The 19,586-nt window shown below is 67.4% G+C and carries 27 protein-coding genes; 23 read left to right on the top strand and 4 right to left on the bottom strand.

Going from position 1 to position 19,586, the window contains the following annotated elements; translation table 11 throughout:
- Window positions 1-165: 165 nt before the first annotated feature.
- Entirely contained in the window at window positions 166-915 is a 750-nt protein-coding gene (locus ACWC24_RS12265) for a Crp/Fnr family transcriptional regulator (RefSeq protein ID WP_450662768.1), read from the bottom strand.
- Between the two features lie 508 nt (window positions 916-1,423).
- On the opposite strand from ACWC24_RS12265, the gene rpsL reads away from it, so the two are divergent.
- The 5 genes from rpsL (at window position 1,424) to gdhA (ending at window position 7,679) form a co-directional block, all read left to right on the top strand.
- Complete coding sequence (rpsL, locus tag ACWC24_RS12260; RefSeq protein WP_003948652.1) at window positions 1,424-1,795, top strand: 30S ribosomal protein S12; 372 nt, start codon at window positions 1,424-1,426, stop codon at window positions 1,793-1,795.
- 2 nt (window positions 1,796-1,797) lie between these two features.
- The gene (gene rpsG, locus ACWC24_RS12255) at window positions 1,798-2,268 is read left to right on the top strand and encodes a 30S ribosomal protein S7 (protein WP_003992340.1); all 471 of its coding nucleotides are present in this window, start codon (window positions 1,798-1,800) and stop codon (window positions 2,266-2,268) included.
- Between the two features lie 39 nt (window positions 2,269-2,307).
- Window positions 2,308-4,434 (top strand): elongation factor G, encoded by a 2,127-nt coding sequence (fusA, locus tag ACWC24_RS12250; protein WP_152887985.1) that lies wholly within the window; start codon window positions 2,308-2,310, stop codon window positions 4,432-4,434.
- A gap of 154 nt (window positions 4,435-4,588) precedes the next feature.
- On the top strand, window positions 4,589-5,782 hold the full coding sequence (gene tuf, locus ACWC24_RS12245; RefSeq protein WP_392620022.1) for an elongation factor Tu: 1,194 nt from the start codon (window positions 4,589-4,591) through the stop codon (window positions 5,780-5,782).
- A 541-nt stretch (window positions 5,783-6,323) separates the two neighbouring features.
- Window positions 6,324-7,679, top strand: coding sequence for an NADP-specific glutamate dehydrogenase (gene gdhA, locus ACWC24_RS12240; RefSeq protein WP_450662721.1), 1,356 nt, complete (start codon window positions 6,324-6,326; stop codon window positions 7,677-7,679).
- Between the two features lie 67 nt (window positions 7,680-7,746).
- On the opposite strand, the gene ACWC24_RS12235 is transcribed toward gdhA, so the two are convergent.
- From ACWC24_RS12235 to ACWC24_RS12225, 3 genes are all read right to left on the bottom strand, one after another.
- Window positions 7,747-8,343, bottom strand: coding sequence for a Uma2 family endonuclease (locus ACWC24_RS12235; RefSeq protein WP_450662720.1), 597 nt, complete (start codon window positions 8,341-8,343; stop codon window positions 7,747-7,749).
- A gap of 49 nt (window positions 8,344-8,392) precedes the next feature.
- On the bottom strand, window positions 8,393-9,262 hold the full coding sequence (locus ACWC24_RS12230; RefSeq protein WP_450662719.1) for a helix-turn-helix domain-containing protein: 870 nt from the start codon (window positions 9,260-9,262) through the stop codon (window positions 8,393-8,395).
- A 142-nt stretch (window positions 9,263-9,404) separates the two neighbouring features.
- A complete protein-coding gene (locus ACWC24_RS12225; protein WP_450662718.1) occupies window positions 9,405-9,953 on the bottom strand; it encodes an ATP-binding protein in 549 nt (182 codons plus the stop codon).
- Window positions 9,954-10,086: 133 nt separating this feature from the next.
- On the opposite strand from ACWC24_RS12225, the gene ACWC24_RS12220 reads away from it, so the two are divergent.
- The 18 genes from ACWC24_RS12220 to ACWC24_RS12135 all read left to right on the top strand — a co-directional run bounded on the left by ACWC24_RS12220 (window position 10,087) and on the right by ACWC24_RS12135 (window position 19,520).
- Window positions 10,087-11,004, top strand: a complete 918-nt coding sequence (locus tag ACWC24_RS12220) for a helix-turn-helix domain-containing protein (protein ID WP_450662717.1) — start codon at window positions 10,087-10,089, stop codon at window positions 11,002-11,004.
- Entirely contained in the window at window positions 10,976-11,209 is a 234-nt protein-coding gene (locus ACWC24_RS12215) for a DUF397 domain-containing protein (RefSeq protein WP_450662716.1), read from the top strand. Before ACWC24_RS12220 ends, ACWC24_RS12215 begins: the two co-directional genes overlap by 29 nt.
- 106 nt (window positions 11,210-11,315) lie before the next feature.
- Window positions 11,316-12,161, top strand: a complete 846-nt coding sequence (locus ACWC24_RS12210) for a hypothetical protein (protein WP_450662715.1) — start codon at window positions 11,316-11,318, stop codon at window positions 12,159-12,161.
- A gap of 441 nt (window positions 12,162-12,602) precedes the next feature.
- Entirely contained in the window at window positions 12,603-12,911 is a 309-nt protein-coding gene (gene rpsJ / locus ACWC24_RS12205; RefSeq protein WP_003948644.1) for a 30S ribosomal protein S10, read from the top strand.
- Between the two features lie 17 nt (window positions 12,912-12,928).
- Complete coding sequence (gene rplC / locus ACWC24_RS12200; protein ID WP_020135811.1) at window positions 12,929-13,573, top strand: 50S ribosomal protein L3; 645 nt, start codon at window positions 12,929-12,931, stop codon at window positions 13,571-13,573.
- An 8-nt stretch (window positions 13,574-13,581) separates the two neighbouring features.
- Window positions 13,582-14,235 carry a 50S ribosomal protein L4 gene (gene rplD / locus ACWC24_RS12195; protein ID WP_450662714.1) on the top strand — a complete coding sequence of 218 codons (654 nt, stop codon included), beginning with the start codon at window positions 13,582-13,584 and terminating at the stop codon, window positions 14,233-14,235.
- Entirely contained in the window at window positions 14,235-14,654 is a 420-nt protein-coding gene (gene rplW / locus ACWC24_RS12190; protein ID WP_152888000.1) for a 50S ribosomal protein L23, read from the top strand. Before rplD ends, rplW begins: the two co-directional genes overlap by 1 nt.
- Before the next feature lie 38 nt (window positions 14,655-14,692).
- Window positions 14,693-15,529: a 50S ribosomal protein L2 gene (gene rplB / locus ACWC24_RS12185; RefSeq protein WP_030039757.1), complete on the top strand. Its 837-nt coding sequence runs from the start codon at window positions 14,693-14,695 to the stop codon at window positions 15,527-15,529.
- 12 nt (window positions 15,530-15,541) lie between these two features.
- Window positions 15,542-15,823, top strand: coding sequence for a 30S ribosomal protein S19 (gene rpsS / locus ACWC24_RS12180; RefSeq protein WP_005481224.1), 282 nt, complete (start codon window positions 15,542-15,544; stop codon window positions 15,821-15,823).
- 42 nt (window positions 15,824-15,865) lie between these two features.
- Complete coding sequence (rplV, locus tag ACWC24_RS12175) at window positions 15,866-16,213, top strand: 50S ribosomal protein L22 (RefSeq protein WP_019329637.1); 348 nt, start codon at window positions 15,866-15,868, stop codon at window positions 16,211-16,213.
- On the top strand, window positions 16,213-17,043 hold the full coding sequence (rpsC, locus tag ACWC24_RS12170; protein ID WP_152888002.1) for a 30S ribosomal protein S3: 831 nt from the start codon (window positions 16,213-16,215) through the stop codon (window positions 17,041-17,043). The genes rplV and rpsC overlap by 1 nt, the downstream gene beginning before the upstream one ends.
- Window positions 17,044-17,048: 5 nt before the next feature.
- Entirely contained in the window at window positions 17,049-17,468 is a 420-nt protein-coding gene (rplP, locus tag ACWC24_RS12165; protein ID WP_004927269.1) for a 50S ribosomal protein L16, read from the top strand.
- Window positions 17,468-17,692: a 50S ribosomal protein L29 gene (gene rpmC / locus ACWC24_RS12160; RefSeq protein WP_007494763.1), complete on the top strand. Its 225-nt coding sequence runs from the start codon at window positions 17,468-17,470 to the stop codon at window positions 17,690-17,692. Before rplP ends, rpmC begins: the two co-directional genes overlap by 1 nt.
- Window positions 17,692-17,976 carry a 30S ribosomal protein S17 gene (gene rpsQ, locus ACWC24_RS12155; protein ID WP_152888004.1) on the top strand — a complete coding sequence of 95 codons (285 nt, stop codon included), beginning with the start codon at window positions 17,692-17,694 and terminating at the stop codon, window positions 17,974-17,976. The genes rpmC and rpsQ overlap by 1 nt, the downstream gene beginning before the upstream one ends.
- Before the next feature lie 101 nt (window positions 17,977-18,077).
- On the top strand, window positions 18,078-18,446 hold the full coding sequence (gene rplN / locus ACWC24_RS12150; RefSeq protein WP_003992364.1) for a 50S ribosomal protein L14: 369 nt from the start codon (window positions 18,078-18,080) through the stop codon (window positions 18,444-18,446).
- A 2-nt stretch (window positions 18,447-18,448) separates the two neighbouring features.
- A complete protein-coding gene (rplX, locus tag ACWC24_RS12145) occupies window positions 18,449-18,772 on the top strand; it encodes a 50S ribosomal protein L24 (protein WP_003992365.1) in 324 nt (107 codons plus the stop codon).
- The gene (gene rplE, locus ACWC24_RS12140; protein WP_152888007.1) at window positions 18,772-19,329 is read left to right on the top strand and encodes a 50S ribosomal protein L5; all 558 of its coding nucleotides are present in this window, start codon (window positions 18,772-18,774) and stop codon (window positions 19,327-19,329) included. The genes rplX and rplE overlap by 1 nt, the downstream gene beginning before the upstream one ends.
- A 5-nt stretch (window positions 19,330-19,334) precedes the next feature.
- Entirely contained in the window at window positions 19,335-19,520 is a 186-nt protein-coding gene (locus tag ACWC24_RS12135; protein ID WP_003948630.1) for a type Z 30S ribosomal protein S14, read from the top strand.
- Window positions 19,521-19,586 lie beyond the last annotated feature (66 nt).

Here is a 19,586-nt window from a genome sequence, read left to right as displayed (position 1 = left end):
GGCGCGTTCGCCCACACGTTCGTCCGCGTCGGCTGCCGCGCGTGCCGACGTGCCGCGAGGTGTCGGCTGCCGCGCGTACCGACGCGCGGCGAGGTGTGCCGCTGCGCATGCCGACGCCCGGCGAGATGTCCGCTGCCGCGCGTGCCGACGCGCCGCGAGTCCCGCTCACTCCTCCGACGGCCCCGGTGGCGTCGGGATGCCCGCCACCGGACCCGTCGCCGCGATGCGGCGCAGGATGTCCGGCCGCATGATCAGCATGGTGCGGCGGCCCGTGGCCACCGCTCCCTTGTCCCGCAGTTCCCGCAGCAGGCGCTGCACCATCTCCCGGGACGCCCCCACCGAACCGGCCAGCTCCTGCTTGCTGAGCGGCACGGCCAGCTCGACGCCCTCCGGGGTGCGGCGGCCGTGGGTGCGGGCCAGATCCAGCAGCAGGACGGCGAAGCGTTCCCGCACGCTCATCGAGGCGAACTCCAGCCGACGCCGGTCCGCCGCGCGGGTGCGGTCCGCGGTGAGCCCGAGCAGGGCGAAGGAGACGGCGGGGGAGCGGCCGAGGAAGTCCTTGAAGCGGTCGCGTTCGACCGCCACCGCCCGTACGGGCTCCAGCGCGGTCACCGTCGCCGACCGTGAGCGCCCGGTCAGCGCGGCCGACTCGCCGACGATGTCGCCGGGGCCGCGCAGCGCCAGCAGGGCCTCGTAGCCGTTGGCGGCCGAGGCGGTGACCTTGGTCCAGCCGTGGACGAGGAAGAGGACGTGCGAGGAGGGCTCGTGCTGGCGGACCAGGACCATGCGGGGCGTGAAGTCCAGCGAGCGGCCCAGGGCCAGCAGCGCCGAGCGGTCCTCGCTCTCCAGCCGGGCCAGGAACGGCACCCGGTCGTCCAGCCCGCCGTCGTCCGGCGAGTAAGCAGGTGTCCACATTGTCATGCTCAGCCCCCGATTCCCCACAACGACGGATCAACGTACTGAAGGCGCAAGACCGCGGAGTGTGAAAGGGCGCGAATCGGCCATTTCTGGATGAGGGCTTCCGGCCGCTCCGGTCGCGGCGGGCCGCGCCGGTCCGTATCGTGGGTCGGTGCGGTGATCGGTGCGGCTCTGTCGCGCGCGGACGGGCTTCGGGCCGGGAACCGCTGATTCGAAGATCGTGGACGGGGTTGCGGCTTCGGCTTGAATCGTGTGGGCCTACCGGTCCTGCCCATTTGTTTTGACCACAGCGAATGAGGTAGGTACGCTCAGACCTTGTGCCTGGGGTGTGCCCTGGCCCTCGTGCGTGCCTTGAAACCGCACGCGGGGTCTGTCAACGGCCACCGCGATCTGCGCCCTTTTCGCCTTGCGGCGAAGATCTGCCGGATTCGACACACCCGACCGCGTGGGTCGGCGAATGTTCCAGGTTAGCTTCACCATTCGGCACACAGAAACCGGAGAAGTAGTGCCTACGATCCAGCAGCTGGTCCGGAAGGGCCGGCAGGACAAGGTCGAGAAGAACAAGACGCCCGCACTCGAGGGTTCGCCCCAGCGTCGTGGCGTCTGCACGCGTGTGTTCACGACCACCCCGAAGAAGCCGAACTCGGCCCTGCGTAAGGTCGCGCGTGTGCGTCTGACCAGCGGCATCGAGGTCACCGCTTACATTCCGGGTGAGGGACACAACCTGCAGGAGCACTCCATCGTGCTCGTGCGCGGCGGCCGTGTGAAGGACCTGCCTGGTGTTCGCTACAAGATCATCCGCGGTTCGCTTGACACCCAGGGTGTCAAGAACCGCAAGCAGGCCCGCAGCCGCTACGGCGCCAAGAAGGAGAAGTAAGAATGCCTCGTAAGGGCCCCGCCCCGAAGCGCCCGGTCATCATCGACCCGGTCTACGGTTCTCCTCTTGTCACGTCGCTGATCAACAAGGTGCTGCTGAACGGCAAGCGCTCCACCGCCGAGCGCATCGTCTACGGCGCCATGGAGGGTCTGCGTGAGAAGACGGGCAACGACCCGATCATCACGCTGAAGCGCGCGCTTGAGAACATCAAGCCGACCCTCGAGGTCAAGTCCCGCCGTGTCGGTGGTGCGACCTACCAGGTCCCGATCGAGGTCAAGCCCGGTCGCGCCAACACCCTCGCGCTGCGCTGGCTCGTCGGTTACTCCCGCGCCCGTCGCGAGAAGACCATGACCGAGCGCCTCCTCAACGAGCTCCTCGACGCCTCGAACGGCCTCGGTGCGGCCGTGAAGAAGCGTGAGGACACCCACAAGATGGCCGAGTCCAACAAGGCCTTCGCGCACTACCGCTGGTAGTCGCAGACCCCATCGAGACCGAGAGAAGACTGAAGCCTTATGGCTACCACTTCACTTGACCTGGCCAAGGTCCGCAACATCGGGATCATGGCCCACATCGACGCGGGCAAGACGACCACCACTGAGCGGATCCTCTTCTACACCGGCGTCAGCTACAAGATCGGTGAGGTCCACGACGGCGCTGCCACCATGGACTGGATGGAGCAGGAGCAGGAGCGTGGCATCACGATCACCTCTGCTGCCACCACCTGTCACTGGCCGCTCGAGGACAACGACTACACGATCAACATCATCGACACCCCCGGGCACGTCGACTTCACGGTCGAGGTGGAGCGTTCGCTCCGCGTCCTCGACGGTGCCGTCACGGTGTTCGACGGTGTCGCCGGTGTCGAGCCGCAGTCCGAGACGGTGTGGCGTCAGGCCGACCGTTACGGCGTGCCGCGCATCTGCTTCGTGAACAAGCTGGACCGCACCGGCGCCGAGTTCCACCGCTGCGTGGACATGATCAAGGATCGCCTCGGCGCCGTCCCGATCATCATGCAGCTGCCGATCGGTGCCGAGATGGACTTCAAGGGCGTTGTGGACCTGGTCCGCATGAAGGCGCTCGTGTGGTCCGCCGAGGCGGCGAAGGGCGAGATGTACGACGTCGTCGACATCCCGGCCACGCACGCCGAGGCTGCCGAGGAGTACCGCGGCAAGCTGGTCGAGACCGTCGCGGAGCACGACGACGAGATCATGGAGCTGTTCCTGGAGGGCCAGGAGCCCACCGAGGAGCAGCTGTACGCCGCGATCCGTCGCGTCACCATCGCGTCCGGCAAGTCCAAGGACGTCACGGTCACCCCGGTGTTCTGTGGCACCGCGTTCAAGAACAAGGGCGTCCAGCCCCTGCTCGACGCGGTCGTCCGCTACCTGCCGACCCCGCTCGACGTCGAGGCCATCGAGGGCCACGACGTCAAGGACGCGGACGTCGTCGTCAAGCGCAAGCCGTCGGACGACGAGCCGCTGTCCGCGCTCGCCTTCAAGATCATGAGCGACCCCCACCTGGGCAAGCTCACCTTCGTCCGGATCTACTCCGGTCGTCTGGAGTCCGGCACCGCGGTGCTGAACTCGGTCAAGGGCAAGAAGGAGCGCATCGGCAAGATCTACCGCATGCACGCGAACAAGCGTGAGGAGATCGAGTCGGTGGGCGCCGGTGACATCGTCGCCGTCATGGGCCTGAAGCAGACCACCACCGGTGAGACGCTGTCCGACGACAAGAACCCGGTCATCCTGGAGTCCATGGACTTCCCGGCGCCGGTCATTCAGGTCGCCATCGAGCCCAAGTCCAAGGGTGACCAGGAGAAGCTGGGTGTCGCCATCCAGCGTCTCGCGGAGGAGGACCCCTCCTTCCAGGTTCACTCGGACGAGGAGACCGGCCAGACCATCATCGGTGGTATGGGCGAGCTGCACCTCGAGGTGCTGGTCGACCGTATGCGCCGTGAGTTCAAGGTCGAGGCCAACGTCGGCAAGCCGCAGGTCGCGTACCGCGAGACGATCCGCAAGGCCGTCGAGCGACTGGACTACACCCACAAGAAGCAGACCGGTGGTACCGGTCAGTTCGCCAAGGTGCAGATCGCGATCGAGCCCATCGAGGGCGGCGACGCCTCGTACGAGTTCGTGAACAAGGTGACCGGTGGTCGCATCCCGAAGGAGTACATCCCTTCGGTCGACGCCGGTGCGCAGGAGGCCATGCAGTTCGGCATCCTGGCCGGCTACGAGATGACTGGCGTCCGCGTCATCCTCATCGACGGTGGCTACCACGAGGTCGACTCCTCCGAGCTCGCGTTCAAGATCGCCGGTTCGCAGGCCTTCAAGGAGGCCGCGCGCAAGGCGTCCCCCGTGCTCCTTGAGCCGATGATGGCCGTCGAGGTCACCACGCCCGAGGACTACATGGGTGAGGTCATCGGCGACATCAACTCCCGCCGTGGTCAGATCCAGGCCATGGAGGAGCGCATGGGCGCCCGGATCGTCAAGGGTCTGGTGCCGCTCTCGGAGATGTTCGGCTACGTCGGCGACCTCCGCAGCAAGACCTCGGGTCGCGCAAGCTACTCGATGCAGTTCGACTCCTACGCCGAGGTTCCGCGGAACGTCGCCGAGGAGATCATCGCGAAGGCCAAGGGCGAGTAACGCACTCCGTTCACACGCTTTAGGCTTGACTCCTGAGCCTCACGGGTCATTCCTCCGCATTCGCGGGGGGATGACCCGGGGCCCGGGCTTACCAGCAAAGATCACCTGGCGCCGATGAGTAAGGCGTACAGAACCACTCCGTAGGAGGATCCCAGTGGCGAAGGCGAAGTTCGAGCGGACTAAGCCGCACGTCAACATCGGCACCATCGGTCACATCGACCACGGTAAGACGACCCTCACGGCCGCCATTACCAAGGTGCTGCACGACAAGTACCCGGACCTGAACGAGGCCTCGGCCTTCGACCAGATCGACAAGGCTCCCGAAGAGCGCCAGCGCGGTATCACCATCTCCATCGCGCACGTCGAGTACCAGACTGAGGCGCGTCACTACGCCCACGTCGACTGCCCGGGTCACGCGGACTACATCAAGAACATGATCACCGGTGCCGCGCAGATGGACGGCGCGATCCTCGTGGTCGCCGCCACCGACGGCCCGATGCCGCAGACCAAGGAGCACGTGCTCCTGGCCCGCCAGGTCGGCGTTCCGTACATCGTCGTCGCCCTGAACAAGGCCGACATGGTGGACGACGAGGAGATCCTGGAGCTCGTCGAGCTCGAGGTCCGCGAGCTCCTCTCCGAGTACGAGTTCCCGGGCGACGACCTTCCGGTCGTCAAGGTCTCGGCGCTCAAGGCGCTCGAGGGCGACGCGGAGTGGGGCCAGACCGTTCTGGACCTCATGGACGCCGTCGACGCTGCCATCCCGGAGCCCGAGCGTGACGTCGACAAGCCGTTCCTCATGCCCATCGAGGACGTCTTCACGATCACCGGTCGCGGTACGGTCGTCACCGGCCGTATCGAGCGTGGTGTCCTGAAGGTCAACGAGACCGTCGACATCATCGGCATCAAGACCGAGAAGACCACCACCACGGTCACCGGCATCGAGATGTTCCGCAAGCTGCTCGACGAGGGCCAGGCCGGTGAGAACGTCGGTCTGCTCCTCCGTGGCATCAAGCGCGAGGACGTCGAGCGCGGCCAGGTCATCATCAAGCCGGGCTCGGTCACCCCGCACACCGAGTTCGAGGCGCAGGCCTACATCCTGTCCAAGGACGAGGGTGGCCGCCACACGCCGTTCTTCAACAACTACCGTCCGCAGTTCTACTTCCGTACGACGGACGTGACGGGCGTTGTGACCCTCCCCGAGGGCACCGAGATGGTCATGCCGGGTGACAACACCGAGATGTCGGTGCAGCTCATCCAGCCCATCGCCATGGAAGAGGGCCTGAAGTTCGCCATCCGTGAGGGTGGCCGGACGGTCGGCGCCGGCCAGGTCATCAAGATCACGAAGTGATCTTGTGCCTGACCCGGTAGCTACAGCCTGAGCTGAGCTCCAGAAGGGGCCCGTACGACTTCGGTCGTACGGGCCCTTTCGCATGTCCGGGGCGGTCACCCGGGGACGTCGCGACTGTGGAACACCCTGGATTAGCTAGCATTGGGGCTGATTGGTCCGTATTGCCCGCCCTGTGGAGACATCTGTCTCGGCGGGCGGACACGTCCGTATACGGAGACCTGCCGGGGTTACCTTGTATGGACGATCCCCGCAGGTGAACTGCCCTTCTACTGCCACGTATACGGAATCACGTAACGTGCGCGAAATTCAGGAGTAACACTGTGGGGGCGGTCTTCCGCCCTCGGGCGGGGGATCCGCAGGTCTGCGCACCGGCAACGGCGCCGAGCGCACGCACCCCCGCCGGTCGTACCGGAATTCCGGGGTTCCAGGCGCCCGCCCCTGCCCGGGTGCGCCCTGGCCCCTATGCCGATGCCGCCGGAAGCCCACCCGGTCGGACCAGCCCGGTCCGCCGCTCCGGCCACTCCCTCAGAAGGGACCCCAGGTGACCCGTCCTGACCCGAAGAGCCGTATCGCGTCCTTGCTCGCCGACATCGAGCACCGCAATCCGGCGCAGCCCGAGTTCCACCAGGCCGCGCACGAGGTGCTCGAAACCCTGGCCCCGGTCCTCGCGCAGCGCCCGGAGTACGCGGACGCGGCCCTCGTCGAACGCCTGGTGGAGCCCGAGCGGCAGATCATCTTCCGTGTCCCGTGGACGGACGACCACGGCAAGGTCCACGTCAACCGGGGCTACCGGGTGGAGTTCAACAGCGCGCTCGGCCCGTACAAGGGCGGTCTGCGCTTCCACCCGTCGGTGAACCTGGGCATCGTGAAGTTCCTCGGCTTCGAGCAGATCTTCAAGAACGCGCTGACCGGTCTCGGCATCGGCGGTGGCAAGGGCGGCAGCGACTTCGACCCGCACGGGAGGTCGAACGCCGAGGTCATGCGGTTCTGCCAGTCGTTCATGACGGAGCTGTACCGGCACATCGGTGAGCACACGGACGTGCCGGCGGGCGACATCGGCGTGGGCGGCCGGGAGATCGGCTACATGTTCGGCCAGTACCGGCGCATCACCAACCGCTGGGAGGCCGGTGTCCTCACCGGCAAGGGCACGCACTGGGGCGGTTCGCTGATCCGGCCCGAGGCCACCGGTTACGGCAGCGTCCTGTTCGCCGCCGCCATGCTGCGCGAGCGCGGCGAGGACCTGGAGGGCCGCACCGCGGTCGTCTCCGGTTCCGGCAACGTCGCGATCTACACCATCGAGAAGCTCACCGCTCTCGGCGCCAACCCGGTGACCTGCTCCGACTCGACCGGCTACGTCGTCGACGAGAAGGGCATCGACGTCGAACTGCTCAAGCAGGTCAAGGAGGTCGAGCGCGGCCGGGTCTCCGACTACGTGGCACGGCGCGGCGCGTCGGCGCGGTTCGTCGCGAACGGCAGCGTCTGGGACGTGCCCGGCGATGTGGCGCTGCCCTCGGCCACCCAGAACGAGCTGGACGCGACCGCGGCGGCCACGCTGATCGGCAACGGCGTCAAGGCGGTCTCCGAGGGCGCCAACATGCCCACCACCCCCGAGGCCGTCCACCTCTTCCAGCAGGCGGGCGTCGCCTTCGGCCCCGGCAAGGCGGCCAACGCGGGCGGTGTCGCGGTCAGCGCGCTGGAGATGAGCCAGAACCACGCCCGCACCTCGTGGTCGCGGGAGCGGGTCGAGGACGAGCTCACCGGCATCATGAACAACATCCACGACGTCTGCCACGAGACCGCCGAACGCTACGGCGTCCCCGGCGACTACGTCAGCGGCGCGAACATCGCCGGCTTCGAGCGGGTCGCCGACGCGATGCTGGAGCAGGGTGTGATCTGACCGGGCTGTCATTCGGGAAGGGGTCCGTACGGTGTCGTCCGTACGGGCCCCTTCGCCGTGTCCGGGTTCAGACGTCCGGGTAGAGCGGCAGGTTCGCCGTGGAGATCGTCCAGTCGGCGATCGTCACGTCCTCGCCGTAGACGAAGTCCTTGCGGGTCGCGTAGCGGGGGCCGTCCGGGGTGGGGTGGATGTCGGTGAGGACGGCGCCGGTGCCGGTACGGGGGTCGAAGATCGCGTAGACGGGGATGCCCATCAGGGGATAGTCGCGTGCTTTGCTCACCCAGTCGTTGTCCGGGTTGGAACGAGAGACGACCTCGATGGCCGCGATGAGCGTACGTGGATCGAAGCTCCCTGGGACGTCCATGTCGGCGAGCGCGATCACCATCACGTCGGGGCGTCGCATGATGCCCTCGGGTTCGTCCTCGACATCCGGCTCGCCCGTGTGGGCCACGTTCTCGTCCGGCATCTCTCTTTCGAGACGTTTCCGCAGGTGCAGGGTGGTCAGCTCGTGCGGGCCGATGGGCGCCGTCATGTCGTGGACGATTCCTTCTTTGGTGACCTCGAACTTGCCGGGCAGGGTGTCGTCCATGGACTGAACGAAATCGCGCATGGCCCGGTACCGGTGGGTGCTTCCCTGCTGCGCGTTGTCCGGGGCGATGGTCATGGCGCTCGCTCCTCGTCTGTGCCCGGGGGCAAGGATCGTCCCGCTCATGCTAGGTCGCTCCGGGGGGATCGGATCGGCAGTCGCGGCACAGTCCGGGCTCGGCCATGCGGATCCCTCTGTCGCAGCCGTCGCAGTTCCGGAGCGGATGCCGGACGGCCGGCGGCGGTGAGGGGGCACGGAACGGGGGCAGGGGCGGTAGCTGGGCGGCGAGGCGGTGGGCCAACAGGGCGGCCGGGCGGTGCAGGGGTTCGTCCGGCAGAGTGCTCGTCAGGGCGTGGCGTACGGCGGTGGGTGTGAGCTCGCGCTCCAGCCAGGCGACGACACCGGGGGCGAGGTATTCGGCGTCGGAGGCGGAGAGGAGGAGCCTGGGGTCCGTGCGATGCAGGCCCGCGAGGAGGTCGATGGCTGTCCGGAGGAGGGCGGGGGCGGTGTTGGCGGGCTTCGGGACGGCTGGCAGTGCCTTGCGGGGCGGGCGTTCGGCCGGGGCCGGCCGCCGGGCGGGCGGCCTGTGCGCCGTGGCGTCTGCCGCTTCATGGCGTCCGGGCTGGTTGCAGGAGACCGTGCGGGTGACGATCCGGCCGCCGGGAACGCGCTCACGGGTACGCCGGAGGTAGCCGTGGGCCTCCAGCTCGCGCAGAGCGGCGGCGATCCGGGTCGCACCTTCGGGGAAGCGGGCTGCGAGGGTCTTGATGTCGACGAGGGCACCGGCCGGGAGGGACTGGATGTGCACGGCCAGTCCGATCGCCAGCAGCGACAGCTCCCGGTGCTGGGCGAGATGGTTGCCGATCACCGTGAAGCGGGTGATGTGGCGGGCGTTGTCGTGGACGACGCCTGAGTGTGAGTGCCGTCGGTCCGGGTGATTCTTGGCCGGAGCGTGGGACCGGGCGGGCGCGGGCACGCTAAGGTCTTTGGTATCCATCGGGAAGGTCGCTTCCTCGGTGGTCAGGCCCTCGCACTGGGATGCCAGTCCCTGCGAGGGCCGTCGCATGTCTGTGGTGGTGCTGTGTCGCGCTGAGCGTAAGGCAGGCGACCCCTCTCAAATCCAGCCCAGTTGGGCATATTCACTCGCGGGAGTGAGCCCGCTCTTCGGGCGGGAGAGGTGGGGCTTGGTGCGGTTTCTTTCTCCCTGGTGGTTCTTGGCAAAGACCGCCGGCCGCACCGGAGCACGATTGCTCAGGGTTCGGTTCCTGGAGCCTCAGTTCAGCCCAGACGATCTTGCGCGGGCGCGGCCCGGAGGCGCTGCCCCAGCGGTCGGCGAGGGCGTCCACCAGGAGCAGTCCTCGGCCCGACTCGACCTCCTCGTCGGGGTGTTGGAGCCAAGGTCGGCGGTCGTCGCGGGTGTCGGTGACGTCGATGCGGAGGGTGTCGCCGACGACGTACAGCGTGAGGCGGAAGTTACGTCCCGGTACGCGGCCGTGCGTCGCCGCGTTGTTCGCGAGCTCCGCGACGATCTGGTCGGCCGGGCTCAACGGCAGCTCCCAGGAGCGCAGTTGCTCGGTGGCCAGCAGCCTGGCCAGACGGGCGCCGCGTGGCGTGGGGGACAGCAGCACGCTGAAGTTGCGGACGGGTTCGACGCGTTGGGCCTGCGGCCCGGCGGTTTCCTGATTCACGTCACTCAGCGTGTCCGACCATGCCTACTGTGAGCTGCGATGACGCCTGTGCGTACCGGGACTGTCCGGTCGCTGTCCTGATCTGTCCCGGCTGTCCCGGGTGTCGTACGGGAACGGTGGGCGTTGGAGGTGGGTGGGTGTGAGCAGCGAGAGCGCGGACGAGCCGGGGTGGGACGTCAGCCCCGAGGACGAGGTCGCCCCGGTGGTCGAGGCGACCGGCCGCCAGATCAGGCTCTGGCGGGAGGCGGCCGGGATGCGGGTGGTCGAGTTCGGGCGGGCCGTCGGGTACGGGGAGGACCTGGTCCGCAAGGTCGAGCGCGGGGCGCGGATCCCCCGGGCGGACTTCCTGGACCGCGCGGACGACGTCCTGGACGCCGGCGGGCGTCTCAGGGCCTTCAAGGAGGACATGGAGAAGGCCCGGTACCCGAAGAAGGTGCGCGAACTGAAGATGCTGGAGGAGCGGGCGGTCGAGCTGCTGCTTTACAGCAACCACAACATTCATGGGTTGTTGCAGACGCCCGAGTACGCTCGCGCGCTGCTCGGTACCTGGCGACCGGCCTACTCGCTGGACGAGCTGGAGCGGATGGTTGCCGCGAGGGTGGCCCGGAAATCCGTCTTCGATCGGTCACCGGCTCCGGAGTTCAGCTTTGTCCAAGAAGAGGTGACCCTGCGGCGTCCGGTCGGAGGCACAATGGTGCTGCGCCGACAACTCGAACACATGCTGGAAGTAGCCCGGCTGCCGTACGTGGAGCTTCAGGTGATGCCGACAGCGCACGCGAGTCATCCGGGGACGGGCGGGTTGGTCGAGGTGCTGAAGTTCCATGACGGTTCGGGAGTGGGGCGCACTGATGGTGACTTCGGAGGTCGCCCGGTAGCCGAACCGAGGCAACTCAGGGTCCTCGAACTGCGCTACGGCATCATCCGTGCCCAGGCCCTCTCGCCCGAGGAAACCCTGGCCTTCATCGAGCAACTGCTGGAGAGACATGATCCATGCGGCCTCCCCCGAGGATGCCTCGGGGCTGATGTGGTTCAAGAGCAGCTACAGCAATAGCAGCGAAGCAGGTGACTGTGTCGAGGTCGCCCTGGAGTGGCGCAAGAGCAGTTACAGCAGCAGCAGCAACGGAAACGACTGCGTCGAAATAGCCCCCACACCCACCAAGATCCACGTCCGTGACTCCAAGCGGGCCGACGGCCCCCGGCTCGCCCTCGGGCCGGAAGCCTGGGCCGCATTCGTGGCGTACTCCTGCGCGGGCTGACGCGCCGGCGGTCCCTTTCGTCGCGTCAACCTCCCTCTGTCCCGCAAGGGTTGGCCGTGCCTACCATGGGGGAGTAGCGGCAGTGGCGCTGTGCGGAGGGGGAGCTGTGCAGGGCGAGATCGTCGTGGCGCTGATCTCCACCGTGGGCGCCACCGTCAGTGCCGTAGGGGTGGCGCTCCTGGCGCGTGGCCGGGCGCCCGGCGGAGACCACCAGTTCCCGCTGCTGAGCATCGGCTCCTACTGCGGGCGGGTCAGGGGCGCGGCGACCGCGGCGCAGCGGGACTGCGAGGAGGCCTTGGCCCGAATGCGCGGGGGCCGCGCACCCGCGCGGACCGCCCGGCTGCGCGACCGCATCTTCGAGGAGGCGCGGTTTCGCGAGGTGCTGAGCGACGCGTACCGCTTCGACGTGCACCCCTTCAACCAGGAGATCGACCGGTTCCGGGACAAGCTCCGACGGGTCGGCGAGCGGATCGACGTGATCGCCGAGGCCGGCGAGGGTGACCCCGCGACCCGCAGAGCGGAGCTGGCCGACGCGGAGAAGACCCTGCGGGCGATGACCTCGCTGTTCAACGCAGTCGACGAGCAGTTCGGTATGGCTCGGACGCACTACTTCGACCGGCAGGTCCCCCGTCCGTCGCGGCGGACCGAGCGAAGGCTCCACAAGCGCGCGGCGAAGCGGTACCGCCGCAGCGCGAAGCGCGGCGAGGCCGACATGATCGCCAGGCTGCCCCTGATCGACGCCGGATTCTCGGACCGGGACGACGCCGCGCCGCCGCAGACCACGGGTGCCGGTCCGGGCCCCGCCCCGGAGGGCGCCACGAGGGCGACCGCACCGGCATCGGCGCCCGCCGAGCCCCCACCGTGCGGCTACTGCATCTGGCGCTGCCCGCACGCGCCGACCGCCGCGGACACCGGCGGTGGCCGCGGCACGGCGGCGCTTTCCGGCGGGTGAGCAGGGCTCATCACGCACGGTGGCACGCCCGTGTTTGACCTGCGTCACTTCGGGGGTATTCTCTCCGGCTCGATTGGCCAGAGGGGTGTCCCGTATGGCAGACTAACGGGGTTGCTCGGTCGAGTGTTGATGCTGTGCGCCTCCCGCCGGGAGGACCGGAAGCGAGTCCCACAGTACTCGTCGTCCCAACTGCCTCATGGCAGCGCTGGGACGGACGTACGGGAATCTTCCGGGAAGTGTCAGTGCGGCACCGGCCAGGCACCCGGTGGGCCTTCGGCCCCCGACCTGCGGTTCCGGAAGGGCCGTGTTTCCCAACAGGGGATGTCTCGCGAGGGGCATCTGTTTGAGCGGGAGCGCGACACGCCCGACCGCGTGGGTCGGAGGAAGTTCACGGAATGCCGGGTTCCAGAGCGTACGAAGAGACAGGACTACTGAGTAGCCATGGCGGGACAGAAGATCCGCATCCGGCTCAAGGCCTACGACCACGAGGTCATCGACTCCTCGGCGAAGAAGATCGTCGAGACGGTGACCCGCACTGGTGCGTCGGTCGCGGGCCCGGTGCCGCTGCCCACTGAGAAGAACGTGTACTGCGTCATCAAGTCGCCGCACAAGTACAAGGACTCTCGCGAGCACTTCGAGATGCGCACGCACAAGCGCCTCATCGACATCCTCGACCCCACGCCCAAGACCGTTGACTCTCTGATGCGACTCGACCTCCCGGCCGGTGTCGACATCGAGATCAAGCTCTAGGGATCGGTGATCTGAGAATGGCTAAGCAGATCAAGGGCATCCTGGGCGAGAAGCTCGGCATGACGCAGGTGTGGGACGAGAACAACCGTGTTGTTCCGGTCACCGTCGTCAAGGCCGGCCCCAACGTCGTCACCCAGGTCCGCACGAACGACGTCGACGGCTACGAGTCCGTCCAGATCGCGTTCGGCGAGATCGACCCGCGCAAGGTGAACAAGCCCCTCAAGGGCCACTTCGCGAAGGCCGACGTCACCCCCCGTCGCCACCTCGTCGAGATCCGTACCGCTGACGCCAGCGAGTACACCCTCGGCCAGGAGATCACCGCTGAGGTGTTCGAGGCCGGCATCAAGGTGGACGTGACCGGCAAGAGCAAGGGCAAGGGCTTCGCCGGTGTCATGAAGCGTCACAACTTCAAGGGCCTCGGCGCCGGTCACGGCACCCAGCGCAAGCACCGCTCCCCCGGTTCCATCGGTGGCTGCGCCACCCCGGGCCGTGTGTTCAAGGGCCTCCGCATGGCGGGCCGCATGGGCAACGAGCGGGTCACCACCCAGAACCTGACCGTCCACGCCGTTGACGCGGAGAAGGGTCTGCTGCTCATCAAGGGCGCGGTTCCCGGTCCGAACGGCGGCCTCGTCCTGGTCCGCACCGCGGCCAAGGGGGCCTGAGGTAACCGATGAGCACTGTTGACATCCTGTCGCCTGCCGGCGACAAGGCCGGTACGGTCGAGCTCCCCGCGGAGATCTTCGACGTGGAGAAGATCAGCATTCCGCTGATCCACCAGGTCGTCGTCGCGCAGCTGGCCGCTGCCCGCCAGGGCACCCACAAGACCAAGACGCGTGGCGAGGTCCGCGGCGGTGGCAAGAAGCCTTACCGCCAGAAGGGCACCGGTCGCGCCCGTCAGGGCTCGACCCGCGCGCCGCAGTTCGCCGGTGGTGGCGTCGTGCACGGTCCCGTGCCGCGCGACTACTCGCAGCGCACCCCCAAGAAGATGAAGGCCGCGGCCCTGCGCCACGCCCTCACCGACCGGGCGCGCCACAACCGCATCCACGTCGTCTCCGGCGTGGTCGACGGCGACATCTCCACCAAGGCCGCGAAGACGCTGTTCGGCAAGATCTCGGAGCGCAAGAACCTGCTCCTGGTCGCCGAGCGCACCGACGAGGCCGCGTGGCTGTCCGCCCGCAACCTGCCCCAGGTCCACATCCTGGAGCCGGGCCAGCTGAACACGTACGACGTTCTCGTCTCGGACGACGTGGTCTTCACCCAGGCCGCACTCGAGTCCTTCGTGTCTGGCCCCAAGGCCGCTGACACCGAAGGGAGCGAAGCCTGATGGCTACGCGTCACCCGAGCATCGCCTCGAAGGCCGCCAAGGCCGCCAAGGCCGCGCGCGTCGCCAAGGCGAAGCGCCACGCCACCGAGGGCAAGAACACCGTCGAGACGCCGCTGAGCAAGTCCTTCACGGACCCCCGTGACGTGCTCCTCAAGCCGGTCGTCTCGGAGAAGAGCTACGCGCTGCTCGACGAGGGCAAGTACACCTTCGTCGTGGCGCCGGGCTCCAACAAGACCCAGATCAAGGAGGCCGTCCAGGCGGTCTTCTCGGTCAAGGTCACCGGGGTCAACACGATCAACCGCCAGGGCAAGCGCAAGCGCACCAAGAGCGGTTTCGGTAAGCGTGCTGACACCAAGCGCGCGATCGTGACCCTCGCCGAGGGCGACCGTATCGACATCTTCGGCGGTCCGACCGCGTAAGCGGGTCGGATCGTCCGATATCGGACGAGGACTGAGAAATGGGAATCCGCAAGTACAAGCCGACTACGCCGGGCCGTCGTGGCTCCAGCGTCGCCGACTTCGTCGAGGTCACGCGGTCCACGCCGGAGAAGTCGCTGGTCCGCCCGCTGCACAGCAAGGGCGGCCGTAACAACGCCGGTCGTGTGACCGTTCGCCACCAGGGTGGCGGACACAAGCGCGCCTACCGCGTGATCGACTTCCGTCGTCACGACAAGGACGGCGTGCCGGCGAAGGTCGCGCACATCGAGTACGACCCCAACCGCACCGCGCGCATCGCGCTGCTGCACTACGCGGACGGCGAGAAGCGCTACATCCTCGCCCCGCGCAACCTGCAGCAGGGTGACCGCGTCGAGAACGGTCCCGGGGCCGACATCAAGCCGGGCAACAACCTGGCGCTCCGCAACATCCCGGTCGGTACCACGATCCACGCGATCGAGATCCGTCCCGGTGGCGGCGCCAAGTTCGCCCGCTCCGCCGGTGCCTCGGTGCAGCTGCTCGCGAAGGAGGGCACCATGGCCCACCTCCGCATGCCCTCCGGTGAGATCCGCCTGGTCGACCAGCGCTGCCGCGCCACGGTCGGCGAGGTCGGCAACGCCGAGCAGAGCAACATCAACTGGGGCAAGGCCGGCCGCAAGCGCTGGCTGGGCGTCCGCCCGACCGTCCGCGGTGTGGCGATGAACCCGGTTGACCACCCGCACGGTGGTGGTGAAGGCAAGACCTCCGGTGGTCGTCACCCGGTCTCGCCGTGGGGTCAGAAGGAGGGTCGTACTCGTTCGCCGAAGAAGGCTTCGAACAAGTACATCGTCCGCCGCCGCAAGACGAACAAGAAGCGCTAGGAGCGGGTTTAGATGCCGCGCAGTCTCAAGAAGGGGCCCTTCGTCGACGACCACCTGATCAAGAAGGTGGACGTACAGAACGAAGCCGGCACCAAGAACGTCATCAAGACCTGGTCCCGTCGCTCGATGATCATCCCGGCCATGCTCGGCCACACGATCGCGGTGCACAACGGCAAGACCCACATCCCGGTGTTTGTCACCGAGTCGATGGTCGGCCACAAGCTCGGCGAGTTCTCGCCGACGCGCACCTTCCGGGGTCACGTCAAGGACGACCGGAAGTCGAAGCGCCGCTAGTAGCGGGGTGGATTGACCATGACAGACACTGGAAGGACAACCATGGAAGCCAGGGCCCAGGCGCGGTACATCCGCGTCACGCCCATGAAGGCCCGCCGCGTGGTGGACCTTATCCGTGGCATGGATGCCACGGAGGCTCAGGCGGTCCTGCGTTTCGCCCCGCAGGCCGCGAGCGTGCCGGTCGGCAAGGTGCTGGACAGCGCCATTGCCAACGCCGCGCACAACTACGACCACACTGACGCCGACAGCCTCTACATCTCCGAGGCGTACGTCGACGAGGGCCCGACCCTGAAGCGGTTCCGTCCGCGTGCCCAGGGCCGCGCCTACCGGATCCGCAAGCGGACCAGCCACATCACCGTGGTCGTCAGCAGCAAGGAAGGAACCCGGTAATGGGCCAGAAGGTAAACCCGCACGGGTTCCGGCTCGGTGTCACGACCGACTTCAAGTCGCGTTGGTACGCCGACAAGCTGTACAAGGACTACGTCAAGGAAGACGTCGCCATCCGTCGGATGATGACGTCCGGCATGGAGCGCGCCGGCATCTCGAAGGTTGAGATCGAGCGCACCCGTGACCGCGTGCGTGTGGACATCCACACCGCTCGTCCGGGCATCGTCATCGGCCGCCGTGGCGCCGAGGCCGACCGCATCCGCGGCGACCTCGAGAAGCTCACGGGCAAGCAGGTCCAGCTGAACATCCTCGAGGTCAAGAACCCCGAGACCGACGCTCAGCTGGTTGCCCAGGCCGTCGCCGAGCAGCTCTCCTCCCGCGTCTCCTTCCGTCGGGCCATGCGCAAGAGCATGCAGTCCGCCATGAAGGCCGGCGCCAAGGGCATCAAGATCCAGTGCGGTGGCCGCCTCGGTGGCGCCGAGATGTCCCGCTCGGAGTTCTACCGCGAGGGCCGTGTGCCCCTGCACACGCTCCGCGCGAACGTGGACTACGGCTTCTTCGAGGCCAAGACGACCTTCGGCCGCATCGGCGTGAAGGTCTGGATCTACAAGGGCGACGTCAAGAACATCGCCGAGGTCCGCGCCGAGAACGCTGCTGCCCGCGCGGGCAACCGCCCGGCCCGTGGCGGCGCTGACCGCCCGGCCGGCCGTGGTGGCCGCGGTGGCGAGCGTGGCGGTCGCGGTCGTAAGCCGCAGACGGCTCCGGCTGCCGAGGCCCCCAAGGCCGACGCTCCCGCCGCCGCTCCGGCTGAGAGCACCGGAACGGAGGCCTGACCGACATGCTGATCCCCCGTAGGGTCAAGCACCGCAAGCAGCACCACCCGAAGCGCCGTGGTCAGGCCAAGGGCGGCACGACGGTCGCGTTCGGCGAGTACGGCATCCAGGCCCTCACGCCGGCGTACGTGACCAACCGCCAGATCGAGGCGGCCCGTATCGCCATGACCCGCCACATCAAGCGTGGCGGCAAGGTCTGGATCAACATCTACCCGGACCGTCCCCTGACGAAGAAGCCTGCCGAGACCCGCATGGGTTCCGGTAAGGGTTCTCCGGAGTGGTGGATCGCGAACGTGCACCCGGGCCGGGTCATGTTCGAGCTGTCCTACCCCAACGAGAAGATCGCCCGTGAGGCCCTCACTCGCGCAGCCCACAAGCTGCCGATGAAGTGCCGGATCGTCAAGCGCGAGGCAGGTGAAGCGTGATGTCGGCCGGTACCAAGGCGTCCGAGCTGCGCGAGCTGGGCAACGAGGAGCTTCTTGCGAAGCTCCGCGAGGCCAAGGAAGAGCTGTTCAACCTCCGCTTCCAGGCGGCGACGGGTCAGCTCGAGAACCACGGTCGGCTCAAGGCCGTCCGTAAGGACATCGCGCGGATCTACACCCTCATGCGTGAGCGCGAGCTGGGCATCGAGACGGTGGAGAACGCCTGATGAGCGAGAGCAACGTGACTGAGAACACCGAGGCGCGCGGTTTCCGCAAGACCCGTGAGGGTCTCGTCGTCAGCGACAAGATGGACAAGACCGTCGTCGTCGCCGTCGAGGACCGTGTCAAGCACGCGCTGTACGGCAAGGTCATCCGCCGTACGAACAAGCTCAAGGCCCACGACGAGCAGAACGCCGCCGGCGTCGGCGACCGTGTCCTCCTCGCGGAGACCCGGCCGCTGTCTGCGACGAAGCGCTGGCGCGTCGTCGAGATCCTCGAGAAGGCCAAGTAATCCCTCCTAGGGGGACCCCCTAGGAATAGTTCCGCCAGGCTCGGGGCGGTTCGCCGCAGTGCGAACCGCCCCGGGAACCGGCAGACAACCAGGAGATAGACGTGATCCAGCAGGAGTCGCGACTGCGTGTCGCCGACAACACTGGTGCGAAGGAGATCCTTTGCATCCGTGTGCTCGGTGGCTCCGGTCGCCGCTACGCGGGCATCGGTGACGTGATCGTCGCCACCGTCAAGGACGCGATCCCCGGCGGCAACGTGAAGAAGGGTGACGTCATCAAGGCCGTCATCGTTCGCACCGTCAAGGAGCGCCGCCGTCCGGACGGCTCGTACATCCGCTTCGACGAGAACGCCGCTGTCATTCTGAAGAACGACGGCGACCCTCGTGGCACCCGTATCTTCGGCCCTGTCGGCCGTGAGCTGCGCGAGAAGAAGTTCATGAAGATCATCTCGCTCGCGCCGGAGGTGCTGTAAGCATGAAGATCAAGAAGGGCGACCTGGTCCAGGTCATCACCGGTAAGGACAAGGGCAAGCAGGGCAAGGTCATCGCGGCCTTCCCCCGCGAGGACCGTGTCCTGGTCGAGGGTGTCAACCGGGTCAAGAAGCACACGAAGGCCGGCCCGACCGCTCGCGGTTCCCAGGCCGGCGGCATCGTGACCACCGAGGCCCCGATCCACGTTTCCAACGTTCAGCTGGTCGTGGAGAAGGACGGCAACAAGGTCGTCACGCGTGTCGGTTACCGCTTCGACGACGAGGGCAACAAGATCCGCGTTGCCAAGCGGACGGGTGAGGACATCTGATGGCTACCACCACCACCCCGCGTCTCAAGACGAAGTACCGCGAGGAGATCGCGGGCAAGCTGCGTGACGAGTTCAAGTACGAGAACGTCATGCAGATCCCCGGCCTCGTGAAGATCGTGGTCAACATGGGTGTGGGCGACGCCGCCCGCGACTCCAAGCTGATCGATGGCGCCATCCGCGACCTCACCACGATCACCGGCCAGAAGCCGCAGGTCACCAAGGCCCGCAAGTCCATCGCGCAGTTCAAGCTGCGTGAGGGCCAGCCGATCGGTGCCCACGTCACGCTCCGTGGCGACCGCATGTGGGAGTTCCTGGACCGCACCCTGTCGCTCGCGCTGCCGCGCATCCGCGACTTCCGCGGCCTGTCCCCCAAGCAGTTCGACGGCCGTGGCAACTACACCTTCGGTCTCACGGAGCAGGTCATGTTCCACGAGATCGACCAGGACAAGATCGACCGCACCCGGGGTATGGACATCACCGTGGTGACCACGGCGACCAACGACGCTGAGGGCCGTGCGCTCCTTCGTCACCTCGGCTTCCCCTTCAAGGAGGCGTGAGCGAGATGGCGAAGAAGGCTCTCATCGCGAAGGCTGCTCGCAAGCCCAAGTTCGGCGTGCGTGGCTACACGCGCTGCCAGCGCTGCGGCCGTCCCCACTCCGTGTACCGCAAGTTCGGCCTGTGCCGCGTGTGCCTTCGTGAGATGGCTCACCGTGGCGAGCTGCCGGGCGTGACCAAGAGCTCCTGGTAATCCCCTAAATCTAGGGATTCCAAGGGCTCTCGGTAAGCACTGGGCGTGTCAGGTGCCCACCTCTCC

The sequence above is a fragment of the Streptomyces sp. NPDC001443 genome (assembly GCF_053597355.1).
The sequence above is the reverse complement of the archived record's forward strand: the minus strand, read 5'-3'. Positions and strand labels throughout refer to the sequence as shown.